General features: G+C 46.5%; 17 protein-coding genes. 3 read left to right on the plus strand and 14 right to left on the minus strand.

Annotation, left to right across the window (positions count from 1 at the left end; all coding sequences use genetic code 11):
* Positions 1–4: 4 nt before the first annotated feature.
* From hslU to sucC, 7 genes are all read right to left on the minus strand, one after another.
* Positions 5–1,414: an ATP-dependent protease ATPase subunit HslU gene (gene hslU / locus I8J29_RS27305; RefSeq protein ID WP_090637651.1), complete on the minus strand. Its 1,410-nt coding sequence runs from the start codon at positions 1,412–1,414 to the stop codon at positions 5–7.
* 46 nt (positions 1,415–1,460) lie between these two features.
* Positions 1,461–2,006, minus strand: a complete 546-nt coding sequence (hslV, locus tag I8J29_RS27310; RefSeq protein WP_090637653.1) for an ATP-dependent protease subunit HslV — start codon at positions 2,004–2,006, stop codon at positions 1,461–1,463.
* A 177-nt stretch (positions 2,007–2,183) separates the two neighbouring features.
* A complete protein-coding gene (trmFO, locus tag I8J29_RS27315; protein WP_208850520.1) occupies positions 2,184–3,533 on the minus strand; it encodes an FADH(2)-oxidizing methylenetetrahydrofolate--tRNA-(uracil(54)-C(5))-methyltransferase TrmFO in 1,350 nt (449 codons plus the stop codon).
* Positions 3,534–3,568: 35 nt separating this feature from the next.
* Complete coding sequence (topA, locus tag I8J29_RS27320) at positions 3,569–5,674, minus strand: type I DNA topoisomerase (RefSeq protein ID WP_208850521.1); 2,106 nt, start codon at positions 5,672–5,674, stop codon at positions 3,569–3,571.
* Positions 5,675–5,700: 26 nt separating this feature from the next.
* Positions 5,701–6,816 carry a DNA-processing protein DprA gene (dprA, locus tag I8J29_RS27325; RefSeq protein WP_338113299.1) on the minus strand — a complete coding sequence of 372 codons (1,116 nt, stop codon included), beginning with the start codon at positions 6,814–6,816 and terminating at the stop codon, positions 5,701–5,703.
* A 165-nt stretch (positions 6,817–6,981) separates the two neighbouring features.
* On the minus strand, positions 6,982–7,911 hold the full coding sequence (gene sucD / locus I8J29_RS27330) for a succinate--CoA ligase subunit alpha (RefSeq protein WP_090637659.1): 930 nt from the start codon (positions 7,909–7,911) through the stop codon (positions 6,982–6,984).
* Positions 7,912–7,968: 57 nt separating this feature from the next.
* On the minus strand, positions 7,969–9,129 hold the full coding sequence (sucC, locus tag I8J29_RS27335; RefSeq protein WP_208850522.1) for an ADP-forming succinate--CoA ligase subunit beta: 1,161 nt from the start codon (positions 9,127–9,129) through the stop codon (positions 7,969–7,971).
* A 506-nt stretch (positions 9,130–9,635) separates the two neighbouring features.
* Here sucC and I8J29_RS27340 point away from each other — a divergent pair.
* A complete protein-coding gene (locus I8J29_RS27340; RefSeq protein WP_208850523.1) occupies positions 9,636–10,328 on the plus strand; it encodes a magnesium chelatase domain-containing protein in 693 nt (230 codons plus the stop codon).
* Between the two features lie 144 nt (positions 10,329–10,472).
* On the opposite strand, the gene I8J29_RS27345 is transcribed toward I8J29_RS27340, so the two are convergent.
* Positions 10,473–12,194: a recombinase family protein gene (locus I8J29_RS27345; RefSeq protein ID WP_208850524.1), complete on the minus strand. Its 1,722-nt coding sequence runs from the start codon at positions 12,192–12,194 to the stop codon at positions 10,473–10,475.
* 404 nt (positions 12,195–12,598) lie between these two features.
* Here I8J29_RS27345 and I8J29_RS27350 point away from each other — a divergent pair, with 404 nt between their 5' ends.
* Both I8J29_RS27350 and I8J29_RS27355 read left to right on the plus strand, forming a co-directional pair.
* Complete coding sequence (locus tag I8J29_RS27350; protein WP_208850525.1) at positions 12,599–13,111, plus strand: hypothetical protein; 513 nt, start codon at positions 12,599–12,601, stop codon at positions 13,109–13,111.
* Positions 13,112–13,217: 106 nt separating this feature from the next.
* Positions 13,218–13,634 (plus strand): hypothetical protein, encoded by a 417-nt coding sequence (locus tag I8J29_RS27355; protein WP_208850526.1) that lies wholly within the window; start codon positions 13,218–13,220, stop codon positions 13,632–13,634.
* Between the two features lie 102 nt (positions 13,635–13,736).
* On the opposite strand, the gene I8J29_RS27360 is transcribed toward I8J29_RS27355, so the two are convergent.
* The 6 genes from I8J29_RS27360 to I8J29_RS27385 all read right to left on the minus strand — a co-directional run bounded on the left by I8J29_RS27360 (position 13,737) and on the right by I8J29_RS27385 (position 20,291).
* Entirely contained in the window at positions 13,737–15,341 is a 1,605-nt protein-coding gene (locus I8J29_RS27360) for a phage major capsid protein (RefSeq protein ID WP_208850527.1), read from the minus strand.
* Entirely contained in the window at positions 15,319–16,566 is a 1,248-nt protein-coding gene (locus tag I8J29_RS27365) for a phage portal protein (protein ID WP_208850528.1), read from the minus strand. The genes I8J29_RS27360 and I8J29_RS27365 overlap by 23 nt, the downstream gene beginning before the upstream one ends.
* A gap of 58 nt (positions 16,567–16,624) precedes the next feature.
* Positions 16,625–16,999, minus strand: coding sequence for a peptidase M23 (locus I8J29_RS27370; RefSeq protein ID WP_208850529.1), 375 nt, complete (start codon positions 16,997–16,999; stop codon positions 16,625–16,627).
* Between the two features lie 175 nt (positions 17,000–17,174).
* Complete coding sequence (locus I8J29_RS27375) at positions 17,175–18,125, minus strand: short-chain dehydrogenase (RefSeq protein WP_240546531.1); 951 nt, start codon at positions 18,123–18,125, stop codon at positions 17,175–17,177.
* 1,191 nt (positions 18,126–19,316) lie between these two features.
* Positions 19,317–20,066 (minus strand): replication initiator protein A, encoded by a 750-nt coding sequence (locus tag I8J29_RS27380; RefSeq protein ID WP_208850530.1) that lies wholly within the window; start codon positions 20,064–20,066, stop codon positions 19,317–19,319.
* Positions 20,067–20,111: 45 nt separating this feature from the next.
* A complete protein-coding gene (locus tag I8J29_RS27385; RefSeq protein WP_208850531.1) occupies positions 20,112–20,291 on the minus strand; it encodes a DUF5659 domain-containing protein in 180 nt (59 codons plus the stop codon).
* Positions 20,292–20,421: the final 130 nt, after the last annotated feature.

The raw sequence follows: 20,421 nt of genomic DNA on the forward strand, positions 1-20,421 counted from the left end.
TTCCTTACAGTATATATTGACTCAGATCGCGATTTTTCGCAATATTGCCCAGCTTCTCGCGCACGTATTCCGGCGTGATGGTCATTTCTTCAAGCGACAGTTCCGGCGCTTCGAACGACAGATCCTCGAGCAGCTTCTCCAAAATGGTATGCAGTCTGCGAGCCCCGATATTTTCGGTGTTTTTGTTCACGTCAGCCGCGATCGAAGCCAGCTCCCGCACGGCTTCGTCCGAGAACGTGATCGTGATGCCCTCGGTTTCGAGCAGCGACGTGTACTGCTTCGTCAGTGCGTTCTTCGGCTCCGTCAAAATCTTTACGAAATCTTCAAGACTCAGGTTCGTCAATTCCACCCGGATCGGGAACCGGCCCTGCAATTCCGGAATGAGATCGGACGGCTTCGCCATATGGAAAGCGCCGGCCGCGATGAACAGCACGTAGTCGGTCTTGACCGGACCGTACTTCGTCATTACGGTCGAGCCTTCGACGATCGGCAAAATATCGCGCTGTACGCCTTCGCGGGAAACGTCCGGACCGGAGCCGCGGGACGAGCTCGCGACCTTGTCGATCTCGTCGATGAAGATAATGCCCGACTGCTCCGCCCGGTTAACGGATTCGGCAATGACGTCGTCCATGTCGATCAACTTGTTCGCTTCCTCCTGGGTAAGCGCCTTGCGCGCCTCCTTGATCGGCAGCTTCCGCTTCTTGGAGCGCTTCGGCATGAGCTGGCCGAACAGCTCCTGCATGTTCGCGCCCATGCCCATGCCTTCGTTGCCTTGTCCCGCCAGCATGTCGAGCATGTTCGGCGAATTGTCTTCGACCTCGATCTCGATGATTTCGTTTTCCAGCTTGCCGGTCGCCAGCTGCTCCTTGACCTGCTTGCGGCGCTCGAGGACCGACGCGCTTTCTTCCGGCTCCGCTTCCGGTTCTTTAGACCCGGAGGAGGAGTTGCCGAACAGCATTTCCAGCGGGTTTTTCGACGACTTGGCTTTCACGGACGAAGGCACCAGCATCGCGACGATCCGTTCGTTCGCCATCGCTTCCGCCTTGTCCTTCACCTTCTCCGTCTTCTCCAGCTTGACCATGCGGATCGCCGTTTCCACGAGGTCGCGGACCATTGATTCGACGTCGCGCCCAACGTAGCCGACTTCCGTGAACTTCGTCGCTTCCACCTTGACGAACGGCGCATTGACCAGTTTGGCCAGCCGTCTCGCGATCTCGGTTTTGCCGACGCCGGTCGGCCCGATCATGAGTATGTTTTTCGGTACGATTTCGTCGCGAATCGCTTCATCCAAGCGGCTGCGGCGGTAGCGGTTGCGCAGCGCGACCGCGACGGAGCGCTTCGCTTGCTTCTGGCCCACGATGTATTTATCCAGCTCGGCGACGATCTGTTTCGGTGTCATTGCTTCGTTTGGCATCTCGAATCCCTCCGATTTACGTCCAAATATTCCTTATACTAGCAGTCTATTCGATCTCTTCCACAATAATATTCCGATTCGTAAACACGCAGATGTCGGCCGCGATTTCGAGCGCCGATCTCACCATATCCTTCGCTTCGAGCTGCGGCGCGTGCTGACGGATGGCTCTTGCGGCCGCAAGCGCGAAGCTGCCGCCGGAACCGATCGCGAGAATGCCGTCGTCCGGCTCGATGATCTCCCCGCCCCCCGAAATAAGCAGCAGTCCCGTCGCATCCATGACGATCATCATGGCTTCCAGCTTGCGCAATACGCGATCCGAGCGCCAATCTTTAGCCAATTCCACTGCCGCGCGCTGCAGGTTGCCGTGATGCTCCTCCAGCTTGCCTTCGAATTTCTCGAACAACGAGATCGCGTCGGCGACCGATCCCGCGAATCCGGCGATGACTTGGCCGCGGTAAAGTCGCCGTACTTTCTTCGCGCTGTGCTTCATGACCATGCTGTTCCCGAACGTCACCTGGCCGTCGCCGGCAATCGCGCCCTTCCCGTTGTGGCGGACCGCGCAGATCGTCGTAGCATGAAACTCCATATTCATCGTAAACCCTCCTTCATCGAAATGGACCAAGCATGAACGGCTATGTATGTCGGAATAGAGAAAATGTTAATCGTGGAAATAGCTTGATTTTTGAAAAAACTTCAAAAAAACTAAACAGCGGCCGCTTATCGTTCGTTGCTGCCGCTGTTGGCTTATCCTGAACCGCATGCTTTGCGGTTAATCGTACAGCGCTTCGGTTTTACCGGCGTCCGCCAGCTGCGACTCTTTGAACCGAGCCAGCTGCTCGAGCGCCCGGTTAGCGATCGCGTCGTTCTTGTCCTTCTTGCTGCGCATCCGCTTCTCGAGCGGCGGGAAGAGGCCGAAATTAGCGTTCATCGGCTGGAAATGCTTGAAATCCGCCGTCGTAATGTATTGCGCCATGCTGCCGAGCGTGGTGTCCGCCGGGAAGACGACGGGCTCCATGCCCTTCGCGACCCGACCGGCGTTGATCCCGGCGATGAGCCCAGATGCCGCCGATTCGACGTATCCTTCCACGCCGGTCATTTGGCCGGCGAAGAATAGCTTGTCGCGTTTGTTCGTCTGGTAGGTCGGCTTAAGCAACCTCGGCGAGTTGATGAACGTATTCCGGTGCATGACGCCGTACCGCACGAATTCCGCGTTTTCCAAACCCGGAATCAGGGACAGGACGCGCTTCTGCTCGCCCCACTTAAGATGCGTCTGGAAGCCGACCAAGTTGTACAGCGTGCCTGCGGCGTTATCCTGACGCAACTGCACGACCGCATGGGGCAGCTTTCCCGTATGGGGATTAATCAACCCGACGGGCTTCATCGGCCCGAACAGCACGGTCTGCTTGCCGCGGCTCGCCATGACCTCGATCGGCATGCAGCCTTCGAAGTACTGCTCCTTCTCGAATTCCTTCACTTCGGCCGTCTCCGCCGTAATTAGCGCGTCGTAGAACCGTTCGAATTCCTCTTCCGTCATCGGGCAGTTCAGGTAGGCCGCCTCGCCTTTGTCATACCTTGAGGCCAAATATACTTTCGACATATCGATGGAATCTTTCTCGACGATCGGCGCGGCGGCATCGTAGAAATAAAAATATTCTTCGCCGAGCAGCCCTTGAATTTGCGCCGAGAGGCGCGGGGCCGTGAGCGGCCCGGTCGCGATCAGCACGATTCCGTCGGTCGGGATTTCCGTCATTTCTTCCGTACGCACGTCGATCAGCGGATGTTCCTTCAGAATCCGCGTCACGTCGCCGGAGAAGCCGTCGCGATCGACGGCGAGCGCGCCGCCCGCCGGAACGGCGTTCCGGTCCGCGCAATCCAGGATGAGCGAGTTCATGCGGCGCATTTCTTCTTTCAATACGCCGACCGCATTGGTCAATCCGTTCGCGCGGAGACTGTTGCTGCATACCAGCTCCGCGAATTGGTTCGTATGGTGAGCCGGCGTTTTGGTAGCCGGCCTCATTTCGTAGAGCGTAACCGGTACGCCTTGCGAGGCGATTTGCCATGCGGCTTCGCTGCCCGCGAGACCCGCGCCGACGACCGTAACACGTTGCACTTCAGACACTGCGTTTACCTTCCTTTCAATTCCGAAGCCTTCCTCTACAATTCAGCGGATTCCGGCTCTTCCACCACTTCTTCGTTATGTTCGCATTGGGTGCAGACGAGCTTCGCGCCGCTTCGGTTGCGTTTCTCGACCATGAGCCCGCCGCAATTCGGACACGGCTTGCTGGCCGGTTTATCCCAGGAGACGTAGTCGCATCCCGGATACTGGTCGCAGCCGTAGAAGTACCGTCCCTTCTTGCTGCGCCGCTCGATGATTTTGCCGACTTTGCATTTCGGGCAAGCGACGCCGATGTCTTTGACGATCGGTTTCGTATTCCGGCATTCCGGGAAGCCGGAGCAGGCCAGGAATTTGCCGAAACGCCCCATTTTGAATACCATATGCCGGCCGCATTTCTCGCAAATTTCATCGGACACTTCGTCCTGCAGCTCGACTTCCTTCATTTCCTCTTCGGCGACCTCAAGCCGCTTCTCGAACGAATCGTAGAAATTGCCGAGCACGCGGACCCAGTCCACTTTGCCGTCTTCCACGTGGTCGAGGTCTTCTTCCATATGAGCGGTAAATTCGGCATCCAAGATTTCAGGAAAAAATTCCTCCATCATTTGAATGACGAGCTCGCCAAGCTCCGTCGGAATGAACCGTTTCTCTTCCATCGCGACGTAACCGCGCTTCTGGATCGTCTCCAGCGTCGGCGCGTACGTACTTGGCCGGCCGATGCCGATTTCCTCCATCATGCGGACGAGACGCGCTTCGGAATACCTCGGCGGCGGCTGCGTGAAGTGCTGCTTCGGCTCGACGGCATCCGCCGCAATCGATTCCTCGACGGCGAGCGGAGGCAGGAACTTCTCTTCGTCGGCCGCGCCTTCGTCATCGCTGCCTTCCACGTAAATCTTCATGAAGCCCGGGAATTTCACCTTCGACCCGACGGAACGGAAAACGGCGCCGTTGCCCACGTTGAAGTCGACCGTCATCGTGTCCAGCACCGCCGAAGACATCTGGCTCGCGACGAACCGCTCCCAGACGAGCTTATACAGCCGGAATTGATCGCGGCTCAAAAATTCCTTCACCGTTTCGGGATCGCGCAGCACGGATGTCGGCCGTACCGCTTCGTGCGCGTCCTGCGCGTTGCTGTTCTTCTTGGCATACACGCGCGGCTGTTCCGGCGCGTAGGACGGTCCGTATTTCTCTTCGATATAGCCTTTCGTTTCTTCCTGCGCGACGGGCGAGACACGCGTCGAATCCGTTCTCATGTAAGTAATGAGACCGACGGTGCCTTCCTTGCCCAAATCGACGCCCTCGTAAAGCTGCTGCGCCACGGACATCGTCTTGGACGCGCGGAAGCCGAGCTTGCGCGCCGCTTCCTGCTGAAGCGAGCTCGTCGTGAAAGGTGCCGCGGGATTGCGCATCCGTTCCTTCTCTTTCACTTCGCTTACGGTAAACGGAGCGGATCCCATCGCGTCCAGCACCGTCTGCATTTGCGCTTCGTTGCCGAGCTCCAGTTTCTCGCCGTTCAGCCCGTAGAACTTGGCTTCGAACGCCGTGTTCCCTTTTTTCAGCTGCGCGGTGATGGTCCAATATTCTTCCGGCACGAACGCGTCGATCTCGTTCTCGCGATCGATGATCAGCTTCACGGCAACGGATTGCACGCGGCCCGCGGACAGCCCTTTTTTGACTTTCTTCCATAATAGAGGGCTGATTTTGTAGCCGACGAGCCGGTCCAATATCCGGCGCGCCTGCTGCGCGTTCACCAGATCCATATTGATCGGCCGCGGCGTCTTGAACGCGTCTTTTACGGCCTGCTTGGTAATCTCGTTAAAAACGACGCGGCACGTATCGCTCTCGTCGATCTCGAGGTAATGCGCCAAGTGCCACGCGATCGCCTCGCCTTCGCGGTCGGGGTCAGCCGCGAGATAAACTTTTTTTACTTTTTTGCTGGCATCTTTCAGTTCCTTCAGGACACTGCCTTTGCCGCGAATGGTAATATATTTGGGTTGAAAGTCGTTTTCGACTTCGACGCCGATTTGGCTCTTGGGCAAGTCGCGGATATGACCCATCGACGCTTTGACGATAAATTTGCTGCCGAGATATTTGCCGATCGTTTTTGCTTTCGCCGGCGACTCGACGATGACCAATGAATCCGCCATGGCGTGCCCTCCTCTCCGCTTATTCGTTACAATACACTATATATGGAACCGGGATGCTGTTCAATCTTCCGTTTTATAGTTAAATTTATCAGAACTGAATGCAAAAGTCCAAACGGGAAGCCCGAGAGCTCGTGCAGCTCGTCCGTCGTGCGCGCTTCTTCCCGCAAAAAACGATAGATCAACGCCTCGTTTTCATCCAGCGCGACGTCTGCTTCAGCCGCGGTTCCGGCCTTATCCGGACTAGCCGTACGGCCGAAATCAAACAGCCCTTCGTACTCCTCGAGAATGTCCTGAACCGATGCCACGAGCTTCGCGCCTTGCCGGATCAAGCCGTTCGTACCCGCGCTCTTCGGAGACGAGACCGGCCCCGGAACGGCGAAGACGTCTCTCGACATGTCCAGCGCTTGATCCGCCGTGATGAGCGAGCCGCTTCGCTCGGCCGCCTCCACGACAACGGTGCCGAGCGACAAACCCGCGATGATGCGATTGCGCAGCGGGAACAACCCGGGATGAAACGGCGTGTTCGGCGGAACCTCCGAGACGATCAGCCCTTGATTCGCGATTCGCTGGTAGAGCAGCCGGTTCTCGGCGGGATATACGCGGTCTACCGGCGTCCCCAGGACGGCGATCGTGCTGCCGGCGCCATTCAGCGCTCCTTCGTGCGCAAGCGCGTCTATACCGCGCGCAAGGCCGCTGACGACGGTAACGCCCCTCTCCGACAGCCCTTCGGCCAGCGAAGACGCCGTCTTCCTCCCGTAAGACGTCGGCCCTCTCGTGCCGACGATCGAGATCGCGTGCCGACTCAGCAGTTCGGCGCGGCCGATGAGATAAAGCACCCAAGGCGGCTGCGGCGATTCGCGGAGAAGTTCAGGGTAGTCATCGTCGAAATAGGTCAAGTAGGATATGCCCCGCTCGCCCGCTTGCTGCCGGCGTCTCGCGGGATCAACGGTTGAAAACGCATTCGTTAATGCCAGCGCCTGTTCCGGCTTCAGTCCGACGGAGCTGATCCATGCTTCCGGCTTGAAGCGTTCATAATCCGGCCATCGGCCGCATTCGACGGCCTTGCGTACCGACTTCCAGCCGACGGACGGCGTTTCGTGCAGCGTGATGAGCGCTTCCGCTCTACGATTCAATTCGTTCATTGGAATGTCCCAGCCCCTTAAGGACCCGCATCCTATTTTGCTTGAGGCATCAACAGAATGCAAGCCGATTTTTGCAAAACAATAAAAAAAGCAACCTCTCCGGCCCGTCAAGGGGTTGGAAAGGTTGCTTACCTTCTAGAATGGACTATGCGATTCAAGCGAACGTTAGTGCGTTTTGCACTTCTCGAGCATGCCGCGCTCTTCAAGCACGCTGACGAGCGTGGAGCCCATTTCGGACGGCGTAGGAGCTACGCGGATGCCGCATTTCTCCAGCGTAGCGATTTTTTCGGCAGCGGTTCCTTTGCCGCCGGAAATGATGGCGCCCGCGTGGCCCATCCGTTTACCCGGAGGCGCCGTTGCGCCGCCGATAAAGCCGACGACCGGTTTCGTCATGTTCGCCTTGATCCACTCGGCCGCTTCTTCTTCCGCGGAGCCGCCGATTTCGCCGATCATGATGACCGCGTACGTGTCCGGATCATCGTTGAACATGCTCAGGATGTCGATGAATTCCGAGCCTTTGACCGGGTCGCCGCCGATGCCGACCGCGGAGGATTGTCCGATGCCGCGGGTCGTCAGCTGATGAACCGCTTCATACGTAAGCGTTCCGCTGCGGGATACGACGCCGACGTGGCCTTTCGTGTGGATATAGCCCGGCATGATGCCGATTTTGCATTCGCCCGGCGTGATGACGCCCGGACAGTTCGGTCCGATCAGACGCGTTTTGCGGCCTTCCATATACCGCGTCACTTTGATCATGTCGATGACCGGGATGCCTTCGGTGATGCAGATGACGAGATCCAGCTCCGCGTCGACGGCTTCCATGATGGAGTCTGCCGCGAAAGCCGGCGGTACGTAAATGACCGATGCGGTCGCGCCCGTCTTGGCGACGGCGTCCGCTACCGTATTAAAGACCGGAAGCGATACGACCGATCCGTTTTCGAGCGTGATATCGACGTTCGTGCCGCCTTTGCCCGGCGTTACGCCGCCGACCATTTGCGTGCCGTAATCGAGGGCGCCTTTCGCATGGAACAATCCCGTAGCGCCAGTAATGCCTTGGGTAATGACTTTCGTATTTTTGTCTACCAAAATGCTCATCGAGACTCACATCCCCTAAATGAATTCGTGTGCCGCCAAATTGCGACAAAATTTAACTTACTTCACAAGCGCGACGATCTTCTGAGCACCGTCGGCCATGGAGTCCGCAGCCACGATGTTCAGTCCGGATTCGTTCAACATTTTTTTGCCGAGCTCGACGTTCGTGCCTTCGAGGCGAACGACCAGCGGACGGTCGAGACCAAGCTCTTTCGCTGCGGAAATAACGCCGTCCGCGATGATGTCGCACTTCATGATGCCGCCGAAAATATTGACGAAAATGCCCTTAACCTTCTCGTCGGAGAGAATGATTTTGAACGCTTCCGTTACTTTTTCTTTCGTAGCGCCGCCCCCTACGTCCAGGAAGTTGGCAGGGTCGCCGCCGTAATATTTGATAATGTCCATCGTCGCCATTGCCAGACCGGCGCCGTTGACCATGCAACCGATGTTGCCGTCGAGCGCGATGTAGCTCAGATCGAATTTGGACGCTTGGATTTCCTTCTCGTCTTCCTCTTCCAGGTCGCGCAGTTCGACGACGTCCTTATGACGGTACAGCGCGTTGGAATCGAAGTTCAGCTTGGCGTCGAGCGCCATGACGTTGCCGTCGCCCGTTACGACAAGCGGGTTGATTTCGGCAATGGAGCAGTCCTTGTCCACGAAGGCCGCATACAGCGAAAGCATGAACTTGGCCGCCTTGTTGACGAGCTCGTTCGGGATGTTGATCGCGTAAGCGAGCTTGCGCGCTTGGAACACTTGAAGTCCGACGGCAGGGTCGATGACTTCTTTGAAGATTTTCTCCGGCGTGTGCGCCGCGACTTCTTCGATCTCCGTGCCGCCTTCTTCGGAAGCCATCATGACGATGCGTCCCGTTACGCGGTCCACGACAAGACCGATGTAATATTCCTTCTTAATGTCGCAGCCTTGCTCGATGAGCAGGCGTTTTACTTCTTTGCCTTCAGGTCCCGTTTGATGCGTGACCAGTACTTTGCCAAGGATTTGGCTTGCGTACTCGCGCACTTCGTCCAAACTTTTCGCGACTTTGACGCCGCCGGCTTTACCGCGGCCGCCCGCATGGATTTGCGCTTTCACAACGGTTACGGGCGTGCCCAGCGATTTTGCCGCTTCTACAGCCTCGTCCACGGAGAATGCCACTTTGCCTTCCGGCACGGCAACCCCATATTGCTTCAGCAATTGTTTACCCTGATACTCATGGATATTCATTTACGAAAATCCTCCTATCCGCAGTTAAATCCTACGTATGTACACAAAACCAATAAGTATTGTAACACGATTCGATATGGCTTTCCTAATTTTTTAGGACGAAAAACCAGCTTTTTTGATATCATTTTCATCTCATTGCGAGATGAAAGCGGCCTACTTTCGCACGGTTTGGGGATGTCTTGATCCAGACCCTAGTATTTCCAAATATCATCGATTTATCGGCACGGAACACATGTTCGGCATGGATCGATTGTAACATGTTCAAACAAAAAGAGCAACGGATGCACTCCGCTTAATGCGACCTGCAACGCCGTTTCGTTTGCGATCTCGGAACGCCTCTTAGTTCGGATAAGACTAGCAGCACCGCGCGCAAATCGGACGTTACTCGGCATTCTGCGCGGTTGACAATGATTTTGCTCCTCCATTAAGATGAATGGAGATTGATTTTGCAACGGTTCTGTGAGGAAGCACCTTCGGCCGAATTCAGCGCGGAGGTGTTTTTTGTCATGTACACGCAAATATGCAGCGGAAGCGTCTACGGCGTCGAAGGGCGAATGATCGCCGTGGAGGTGGACATATCGAGCGGTCTGCCGCAGGTCAACGTCGTCGGCCTGCCGGATCCCGCGGTGAGGGAATCCGTCGAACGGGTGCGGGCAGCGGTCAAAAACTGCGGGTTTGCGTTTCCGATGGAGCGGATTACCGTCAACCTGGCGCCGGCGGATTTAAGAAAAGAAGGAACGGCTTTCGATCTCGCCATCGCCGCCGGGGTTCTGGCCGCAAGCGGCCAGTTGCGGAGCGCGTTGTTTCAGGATTTCCTCGTCCTGGGCGAACTAGCCTTGAACGGCGAACTGAGAGCGGTCCCCGGGGTGCTGGCCATGGTCGAACAGGCCAAGCAGCGCGGCATCTCGAAGGTGCTGCTGCCCCGCGGCAACGCCGCCGAAGCCGCTTGCATCGAAGGCATGGAACTGTTCGCCGCCTCCCATCTGCGCGAGCTCGGCGATCCCAAATCCGACCGACAATCGTGGGAAGCGCTTCGATACGATTCCGCGGGCATTGCGGAACTTGACCCGTACGCCGGCGGCGGTTATGGCGGTAACGCTGCGGGGCACGGCGACTTCGGAGACGTGCTGGGACAGCATCACGCGAAGCGCGCCCTGTTGATCGCGGCCGCCGGCAGTCACAACGTCCTGGTGATGTGATACATTGTCATGCATGATATTAAACCAAAAAAAAACCGCACTTCAATTAGCGCGGTCAATTAGCCTATCCAAAGATTTCTTTGATGAATAAATTATAAAAATTCGCACTCACAATTGAAGAAGCATAGTGATAATGACTACATTTTATGCCTCTTCCAGTTTCTCCAAGATACTCAATTCATAAGTTATAATCGGCTTAATCTTCGACGATTCGCGGTTGTCTTTCTTCTTAATATATGGAACGACTTCTGACGTGACCACAAATTTTGAAATTAGTCCAAGGATTTCTTCACGACTGTATTCGTCCTTAACAGTTAGTGCGTTGATCTTAGATATCCTTGACTCATAATCGTTAATCTGAATTAATATATCTTCATTAGTTTTCGAAAGTTCATTAATCTCTTTTCGTAACGCTTCTCTCTGAGTATCAATAACAATCTTCATTTCATGAAGTTTCGCTTCTGGGAAGTTCCCAATTACGTAAAGATTCATCACTCTAGACTCTTGATCATCTAATTTCATCAATTCAAGTGTTTTCGAGTTAATATCCTCAACTGCTGGAACATTAATACGCTCCCGCAATTTTTCAATATGATTTCGAATTATCTCTATCTGTTTTTCTTTATGTAAAGCGAATACGCTAATTAGACCATAGTTACGTATATCATCTATTTGAGCATTAATATCAGTCTCTTGAACGTTAATATTATCGCAAGCGTTCGTCCCTTTTGTTTTCTTTAACGAACAATTAAAAAAGACTCGACCAGCATCTATATTTCGTGTATAGGAGCTACCGCACTTACCACAATAAATCTTACTAGCAAATTCAGAATATCCTCGAAATACTCCAGTTTGATTTTTATGATGTAATTTTGCTTTTCGGAGGCTATTACAAGTTTCGAAAAGTTCTTTTGAAATGATAGCCGGTATACGACCTTCGAACAATATCCACTCCGATGTGTTTTTTACCGTCGCAGTTTTTTTACTAAATATACTGCCAGTATCATATTTGTTTCGAACTAAAGTTCCGTAATATTTTTCATTAGATAGTACTCTCTTTATAAAAGTAGGCACAAATGGTTTACCAGCCCTTGTACGCACAACTCCGCTTGGAACATACTTCACCCCATCCAATGTTTCTAAGGTCTCACCTTCAAAGTAATTTAAAATACGGCGTATTCCAAATCCCTTTGAATAGAGAAAAAAGATTGTCCGTATGACTTCTGCTTCCTCCTCTATAACTGTTAGCTCTTTTGTATCTTTAGAATACTTATATCCGTAAATATTATTATTCGTAAAAATAGTTCCTTTGCGAGCTGACTCAACTAATCCAAAACGCACTTTCGCTGATTTATCAATGCTCTCCTGTTGTGAAAAATTCAGGAACATGTTCAACATGAATTCTTTTTCGATACTATCAAATACGTGATTTATATCTAAAAAGTAGACATAAACCCCCTTCTTCAGTAGTTCACGCAATATTTCAATGACTAAGACATTGCGTGCGAAACGACTTGTATTCTTTACATAAATATATTTAAAAAGTGGCTCTCGGTGGCTTACGGTAAAAACCGATTTATTATCGCTAACTTTAATTTCATCTAATCCTGCATCGTATAATAAGCGAGAAAACTCTTCGCGTCGATTTAACGAAGTTCCAGAAATTCCTTGATCAGCATAAATTCGAAACAATTTAAGCTTTTTATCTTTAGAAATTTCACGCCGGAAATATGATTGCTGATTCTTGAATGATGTTGCCTGTTCTTCTGAATCAGTACTAACCCTACAATAAGCAGCGACACTTATTTGATTATTTGAATTTACCACTTCATCTTGTTCATCGATTGAATTAACGTTAACCTTCAATTCATCCCCTCCTAATTCAAATATTTTCCATATAATAATTATAACATTCTATTATTATTTATTCATGCATTAATTAATCTAGGATAACGCACTACCAAGTTCATCTTACATCCGAGCGTATTTCTTTTAGATCTCTGATACCACTTTCATAAACAATTACTGAGTAAACATCGGTACCAATTCTAATTCCGTACTTAATTATTTGTTTCTTCGATGCTTTAATCATTTGCAATCACATCCTTGTAAGTGTTTGTGAAAGCATTATATAGAGAAAACTTTAAAGTGTAGCCTTTGTAGAAAAAAATTTTCGATTGATAAAAGGTATATGTTCCCTAGCATAGAATAAACAATAAAGTTCCACATTTTGGATAATTTTTATTTACAAATTAGGGGATGGTGCAACGATGCAATTAAGCCGAGAAGAAATCATTGAAGAGCTTTCTGAAAAATATTATTATTTCCTGGGGAGTTTACGTTTTAATGACCATCCTTATATGAAAGGAATCGGTGAAGGCAAGAGGAAATTCTTAGCCAACCTTCATATTTATCTAGCTACTCGAGGTTTATCATCTAAAAATAAACTTTACTCAACCGACTTCATTTCACTAGCAGCATACGACAAACTAAGAAATAAAAACCTCAAAGGACTTCAATACGAACACATCGTTCCAAAAAGCAACTACATTCATCAGGTTTGTGAAGAGAAAGCTAAGGATAGTACAATCACAATCGAGTTTATTAGAGATTTATTGAATCGATATCTGTGGACTGCTACTGTCACTGAAGAAGAGCACTCTATTTTAGAACAAAGCACCATGCCAAGATCCTGGGATAAAATTAGTATTAGAGCGAGGTATGATTCCGTTGGGATAAAACTCATTAAACACGACAAGAGCTATCTTCTCAAATCACATTAAAATGATGATTTCATGTAGGACAAACTGATATCATTAATTCTTGACATCCAAATTTAGATCTGTTAATTTAGAGATGTAAAATTACATGTCTGAAGGAGAGATAACAATGCCAAACAGCTCTGAATTTTACGATTTTTTTACTGAATCCCCTAAGTACAATGGTTATTCAAACAACAAAAGCTTTGAAGAGATTTACTACTGGTTAGGGGAAGCGTGGCAAGTTTATGAAATGATGACTATTTGCAAAAACAACAGGCCAGCAATTGAAGCAGTGGCAAGACAGCTGGAGACAAAATTCGGAGACAGAACGGACATAAATGTTAAAGAGGATTTTGTTAAGCAGATGATTGGTACAGCCGTAAAACATGTATTAGGATATTACGGTTATGTTACGACAATCCAAAAAACATTTCTCAAAGGTAGCGCTGAATGGTTTAAAAGCGGTATGCATTACAGATTTGTCGAGGATGCTCCAAGAAAAAAGGAACTACACTGGGAACCTAAGATAGTCTATTTAACATAGGCAGGCTGTATATACTACTAAAAGCGCTCGGTGAGATAAATTCTCACCGAGCGCGAAAGTAAACATACAGAAAACAACGAAAAATACCTTAAAATAAAGATATTATACAGACTTTGGTTTGAGCACTCTGATAGCCTGAGTGTTCAGGATCTTAGCATCCATGTAAATATCAGCTACGAACAGCGAAGATCCACGAAGCGCTTGAGTTGTATCAGCATTAATATGCTTTAAATTCAAACCTTTCTTAATCATAACTGCAACAGCTTCTTCTAAATTTACCAAGATAACCGGAATGGAACCGCTGCTCACAGAATCAGGCATAGCATCGCTGATCAGAATTGGTAGACCCAGCATTGTATATCCAACACCGTTTTTGAAATCTGCTAGGTAATATTGGTTGTTGCCATCTTTAAGTTTGGTAATTCCAGAAAAGGTTTTACGGTTCATGATCCAAACTGCTCCTTCAACCAACTGCGGATGAATGGAATTAAACATGTCCATTAAGTCATCAGTTCCGATCGAACCCATAACTGCTGTTGTCACACTACATTCAGCAGGAAGAGCAGCATTCAAAATCCCTTCAAATTGGTCAGAAGCAGGATCGCCATTAATGAGATTCCGATCAATTGTTCGAGCAATTCTACGGATAAGTACATCCGTCGCATAGGCAGTAATATCAAAGGCCGCATCATTAATCAATTGCTGCGATAACTCGATTGCAGTACCCACACGTTTCTGTTCCAGTTTGACCTTATCCATTTGATAGTCTGTTGGATTGATGTTTTCCATTTCTCCTACGAAACCAGCTTCACCAATGTTAGTTTCTCGAAGAACCTCAAGATAGCCTGATTGACTAGGAAAAATTTTGGTTCTTCCAACCAATTGTCCAGTTTCCAAAAGTTTCTTTACAATCTCGTCAGAGATTGAAGTTGGGATTGCCAACGATCCCGCAGGAGCACCTGTTGTAATTGCCCGGTATTCTTCCTCGTTATGTTGACCTTTAAAGAATTGTTCCAGACCTCGTTGTTCTACATCTTTATCAGTTGTACCGTAAACTTCGATCATATTATTTCTAACCTCTTTCTCTCCAAGTTGTTTGTTTAATTCATTAATTTTTGTCTGAAGATCATTTCTCTCTTCAATTAGAGCTTTTTTGTTCATCTCTGAACCTCCATCTTCCATAACAGAAGGAATTTCAATATTTTCTAAAACATCAATTCCACGAGCCGAAATCGTGGATTGAGAATATGCGGAGTCACGGACAACTGACACCTCAAATAGTTCAAGCTCATGGACAGTTCTTTCAGCAATTCCATCAACTTTTTTCCAAGCATCTTTTATGGCTTTGAACCCAAAAGACATGTTACGTAAGATTCCGGATCTAATGAGTTCGTAGTAGTCCTTGCCCCAAGATGTAGGACTGATATTTGCAGACATGAAAAGCCCTTGATCGTCTTCTCTGAGTGTTAGAGAGCCGTTTCGAGTAGAAGCTAGAATGAGACTACTATCATGCTCAGCCAGGAAATGAATATCCTTAGCTTTTTGAAGAGCATAAGAAAAGGCGCCCTTTGCGATCTTTTCACGGAATCGCTGGCGCCCTATTAGCTCGCTATATTGGTTTGTTTTATTTACATAACCACTAACGGTCATTGAACCGTCTGAATTTGCTTCAAAATCAGTTTGATTAAACCGAAGTTCCATTTTCATTATTTTCACCTTCAAGACCCAAATTTGGGATTGTCAATTTCCCTGTAATCGGATTCATCAGAACATTTCCTAGACTCAGCAACATGAAGTCATCTACCGGAAGCTTGTTCTTATCCAAGGAACTACGCGCTTCATTGATTGTAATAATTCCTTTTTCAAGTGCCAGAGCAACCGCTTCAATTTGTTCCTTTGGAGTACCGCGCAAGATCTCGCTCGTATCAAATCTAAAGTAATAGCCATTTGACTTTTCACTTTCCAACAACAAAGACTTGTCCAATGCTGACTCAATCGCAGTAATGATAGGTGCTAAAGTGTACTGTAAGAAATGACGATTTTCAGCAGCGTTACTACTGTACTTGGTCAGGTTTGAATTAATCATGCTCTCAGGAACATTGAAGAGCTTTGAAATCTCGCTCGATGTAACCTTTTTGGATTCCGTTAATTGCAGTTGATCGGGATTCAATGAGATCGGCATATATTCAATGCCTTCCTCAAGAATTACAGTTTTACCAGCATTCTTACCACCAGCATAAAGTGACTGCCAACCTTCACGAAGTCGTTTGATTACTACTTCGGACAATTTACTTGTTGACTGTAAAACACCAGTTGGAAGTGCTGAATTTTCCAACAAGCTCTTCGAATAATCATTTTCATTAAGAGCCAATTGAAGGACTTTCTCACCATTCTTTAGAACACCATTGGAGCCACTATCAATCATCAGTACATTCTCATACGGAAGACTAACCGAACCACCAAGACCGTTATAAATGATTTGATAAGCGCTTATTGTAATACGATCTTCAGTGAATACCTTAATCTGAACGTCTTTTGCATTTAGATTGTGAAGATTAACCACTGTGTTTCCTGATTTATTTACATAAGCTATTGCTTTACCAAAAAGAATATAGTCCTCAACAAATTTCATTTTGAATTGAATCGAATCACTGTAATCATTAGCTTCAGCATTCAATAGCTTGATTCGATAATCATTTGGCACTCTCACTACTTCACCGTTTTTCTCCTGGTACAGATAAATTGGAAGCTGTGAAATGGAACCCGTAATTAGTTCAAGTGATGTTTTAGCCGTAGGAATCGTTCTTAATTGATCAGTTGTAACAATGCTTCCACCTAGCATGGAAGTGATCGCCAACAGCCTTCCGTCCACACTAAAATAAGATCGCTCTTCAACGTCCTTTTTCTTTTCAAACATATTAAAAAGACCCATTTTAAATGGATCACCTCATTTTTGATATATTAATTCTTTCTTCACAGCCCTAGCTTGATTAGGTTCCTTCGTAGCTAGACGATGTGGACAGGTTATTCTGTGTCTCTATCCCATTTTTTTCCTCAATGGTGGGGTGTGGCTGCCTGAGATTACTCAAGATCCTCATCAAAACCTTCTTTTCATGTTCACTTAGAGCATTTTGGACAACAATTTTATGAACGAGTGAAACCATTAGTCGAGCATCTTTCAAGAGTGATAACTGTTCACCAACTTGATTCAACAATTGCTTATCCTCTGTTTGATCTTCCAACTCATTAAACATCTGTATTTGCATATCTATTAACTTAATCGTGCTATTCGCATTCACTAGAATGATTGAATCTAAATCAGCCACTCGTTTATTTGTTACATTCATCAATTGATTAGTTAACACTACTTATCACCACCAAAAAATTTTGCTCCACCAACAATTAAGTTAGTGGAGCCATCACGGTCACGGAGACTCAACAAGAATGAAAAAGTAAAGCCGGTTCTTGAAAAACGGTGATGATGCTTGATTCACCATCACAATATATATTGGAGAAACTACTCCCATAAACGGACAGATTCTAAAAATTTTTTTCTAATTTTCTTATTAAACTTTCAATCCTACGTTTATTTGTTTTGTATCTGCCGCCAACCTTCAGACATTCAATCAGGTTTCCGTTAAAGTGTTTTTGTATAAGTTCGATCGTCTCTATATCTTTGTAGTTCAAGTATCTACTACTAATATTCATCTCAATTAGCGCTTCAAAATCAACGAACGGAATAATTTTCACGGGGTCTTTAACTGCCTTTTTATCTGCAACGAGCATCTTAAATACTCGGCAATATTTATTTGTTGTCATTTCATCCAAAGATTCGATACTCTGTTTCTTGTTAGCCTTCTGTCCTGATCGTCTCTTCACTGTTTCAAACTTAGTGTTAGAACGAACGATTGACCCTATTTCCTCAAATATAAGCTCTTTAATTTTGTGTCTAGTGAACTTTGATAACCCTTTTGTACGGTAATAATGGATTAGTCCATAGCAGCCTTCTACGAGGCTTTTAGCATGTTCATTTTGTATAATTTGATAACACCATAATTCGGTTAAACACGCTCCCTCACAAAGAGCAGCATAATCACCTTTTAATTTTTGGTGAACTGGATCTTCGTGTTTAACTAGTCTCTTTTTGTTAATAAGCGCATCAGTGAGTTGAACTTCAAAGTCCTCACCATCAATCTTGAATAAAGGCAATCCTTGTTCAAATAACTCGACTTCCTGTAATCGCTTGTGGTCTAAGACATTATATTCATTCATCTTGGTGGTCAGATTTTCGCATTCAAGAATGTAATCCGCTAGGTATTCAATTGCATCATGGGTCATGGAGGAACTTCGAGTATTTTTACCGTTTGATATATAGAAACCGTCTACTAGGTTATTATTTTCAATTGCAGAAATGGCTTCAATAATTCGATCAGTTGTATTCCAAACATAACTAAGTTTTTCGTCTTTTAATAAAGTAGGCTTTATTTTCATTTCATTCGTCTCCTAGTCTCTTGAACAAAAAAAGAACCCACCCAATTTATTGAGTGAGTTCTAAATACGCATTCTTGATTCTTTCCATATTATTTTGATGAATTTGCGGCCAATCAAATATTGTGTACCAAACTCCATTGAACCTAGTTTTATTGTGGTTCACAATAAGTAAATCGAGCTCGGATGGCAGCTCCTTCAACCTCATAGAATCAACCTCTTCAAATCCGCTACCGTATACGTAACTCCTAAGAGCGCTAAAGTTAAGGTTAATTATCGAGAACAGGATTTCATTTCTAACCATCGTGTCTTTCCTTTCTTCTCTCTGCAACTAAATCTCCAATGATTGTCCTCAACTCTGTACTATATGGATAAATGTACGCTGTTCCAAGAAAGAATGAATCATAACATGATCCTATAGATACCGAGCATTTCTAAATCGGACTTCAATTTTTTATCAGCAAAATAGATTTTATCTTTAACTATTTTCACTATTAGGCACCATCCACTTGAGTTTCTTGTTTTGCTATTAGCTTCTTACGTTCATCCCCCCTTTACCCATGAGTATTCTTAAACAATCATTCAGTTAGCTCTATTACAGAACAATTGATAGCGATCTAAATATGGCACTTTGCTCTTACCATTACGTTTGTTACATACCGTTGTTTGACACAATGTTAGTTCAAAATTATCTCTACTGAAAACAGGCTCATTCGCGAGTCGAAGCAAATCGCCATTGTTGACCAGTCTCCGAAGCAATCATCATGATATAGCCTTGGAACCTTGGATGATTTTCACCAACGTTACATTTTGCCATCTTTCATTCCTCCAAATAAAAAGGCACTACCGTTTTAGATAGTGCCGCTCACTGTTTATCTTGAACCTTGTTCCAATATTTATAGATGTAAGAAATTGAAACAGTATTCCAACCCTTTTCTTTTAGTGCTTCATTTAATTTGAGCCACGCTTGTTCATGAGTTAGACCCGTACTCTTCAATTCATGAATCATTGCCTTCTTACACAGCATTTCTCTCTGTTTAACCGTTAAATATTTTTCCAAATAAATCACTCCATATTTTCTAGTTGGTAATACCTCACAATATATATGTCCGTTTCTGGGAGTTTTGTACACTAGGATTTCAAACTTTTTTAAATCAGTGAATCAACAAGGTCATTGAGATATTTGCATTTGTTCTAGAATGTCGGGGCTTTCATTTTATAAATAACTACTTTCGGTTCAAAAGGCTCGTCATCTTCAACCTCAAATGGAACTCTTACATGTATTGTTCGTTCAAGAACCTCTAGGCGCTCAGCTTCCATTTCTTCTTTAGATCTCTTTCTGTCGAGTCCAATGTATTCTGGTTCATCTACGTCAGGTTCAATAAACATTGGCTTCATCTCAATGTTAAAAATTCCGAAACCGCCAGTTAAATTTTCTGCCTCATTCTGTACGACAATTTTTTCTAACTGTATGTAATCTTTATTGATAGAGCTTTCATTTTCACAGTCAGTTTCTTTTTCCTCAATAGTGTCATTTTGAACCAATTGCTGCTCTTCAACTCTTGACTTTTCAACAGATTCAATTTCAGATGTTGGCATAAGGACATAAAGAATTGATGGAAGTCCTTGTGGTTGCTTTTTCTCAAACAATAAACCCAATTCAATTAATTCTTTCTTCGCACCTCTAAATGTTGGTGCAGACATACCAATTTTTTTCTCTGAATCCATCTGACTAAATTTAACGAAATAATTTCCTACCTCATCCTTCCAACCGTTCAAAATCGAAACTTTTGTAATGTCTAATACCTTGATATATAGTTTTAGAGCATTGGGCTTCATTTTTGCATATTTTATATTATCAAGGATTTCTTTTGGTAGTTGATAATAAGATGTCATTTGAATTTGACCTTTTTCTATTACCTTCTTGTTAATAAATTTTTTCATTTTGAAATAACTCCTTTTGATTTTTATTTGATTGTGTGTGCTATATTAAGCACTTGAATTATTTTTATATTCATTAACCTCGAATTGAAGTTCGAGAGTGTTCTCAAAGAAAAATACTAATTTATCGCTCACATACTTGTTCTTTGCAACATTGACTAATCTGAAATGTTTGCTCAATAAATAATTGGCAAGTGGTAAGTAATATACTATATAGGTTTGCTTCATTCATTAACCTCCTATTTACCAAAGAGTAATACCTTACATAATATATGTGCATTCAAGCGCTCTTTGTAAACCAAGAAATCTAAAACTACTTCCAATTTATTAAAAGAAAAAGCACGGAAACTTTAGTTTC

Origin of the sequence: Paenibacillus artemisiicola (assembly GCF_017652985.1) — a bacterium.
Lineage (GTDB): Bacteria > Bacillota > Bacilli > Paenibacillales > Paenibacillaceae > Paenibacillus_Z > Paenibacillus_Z artemisiicola.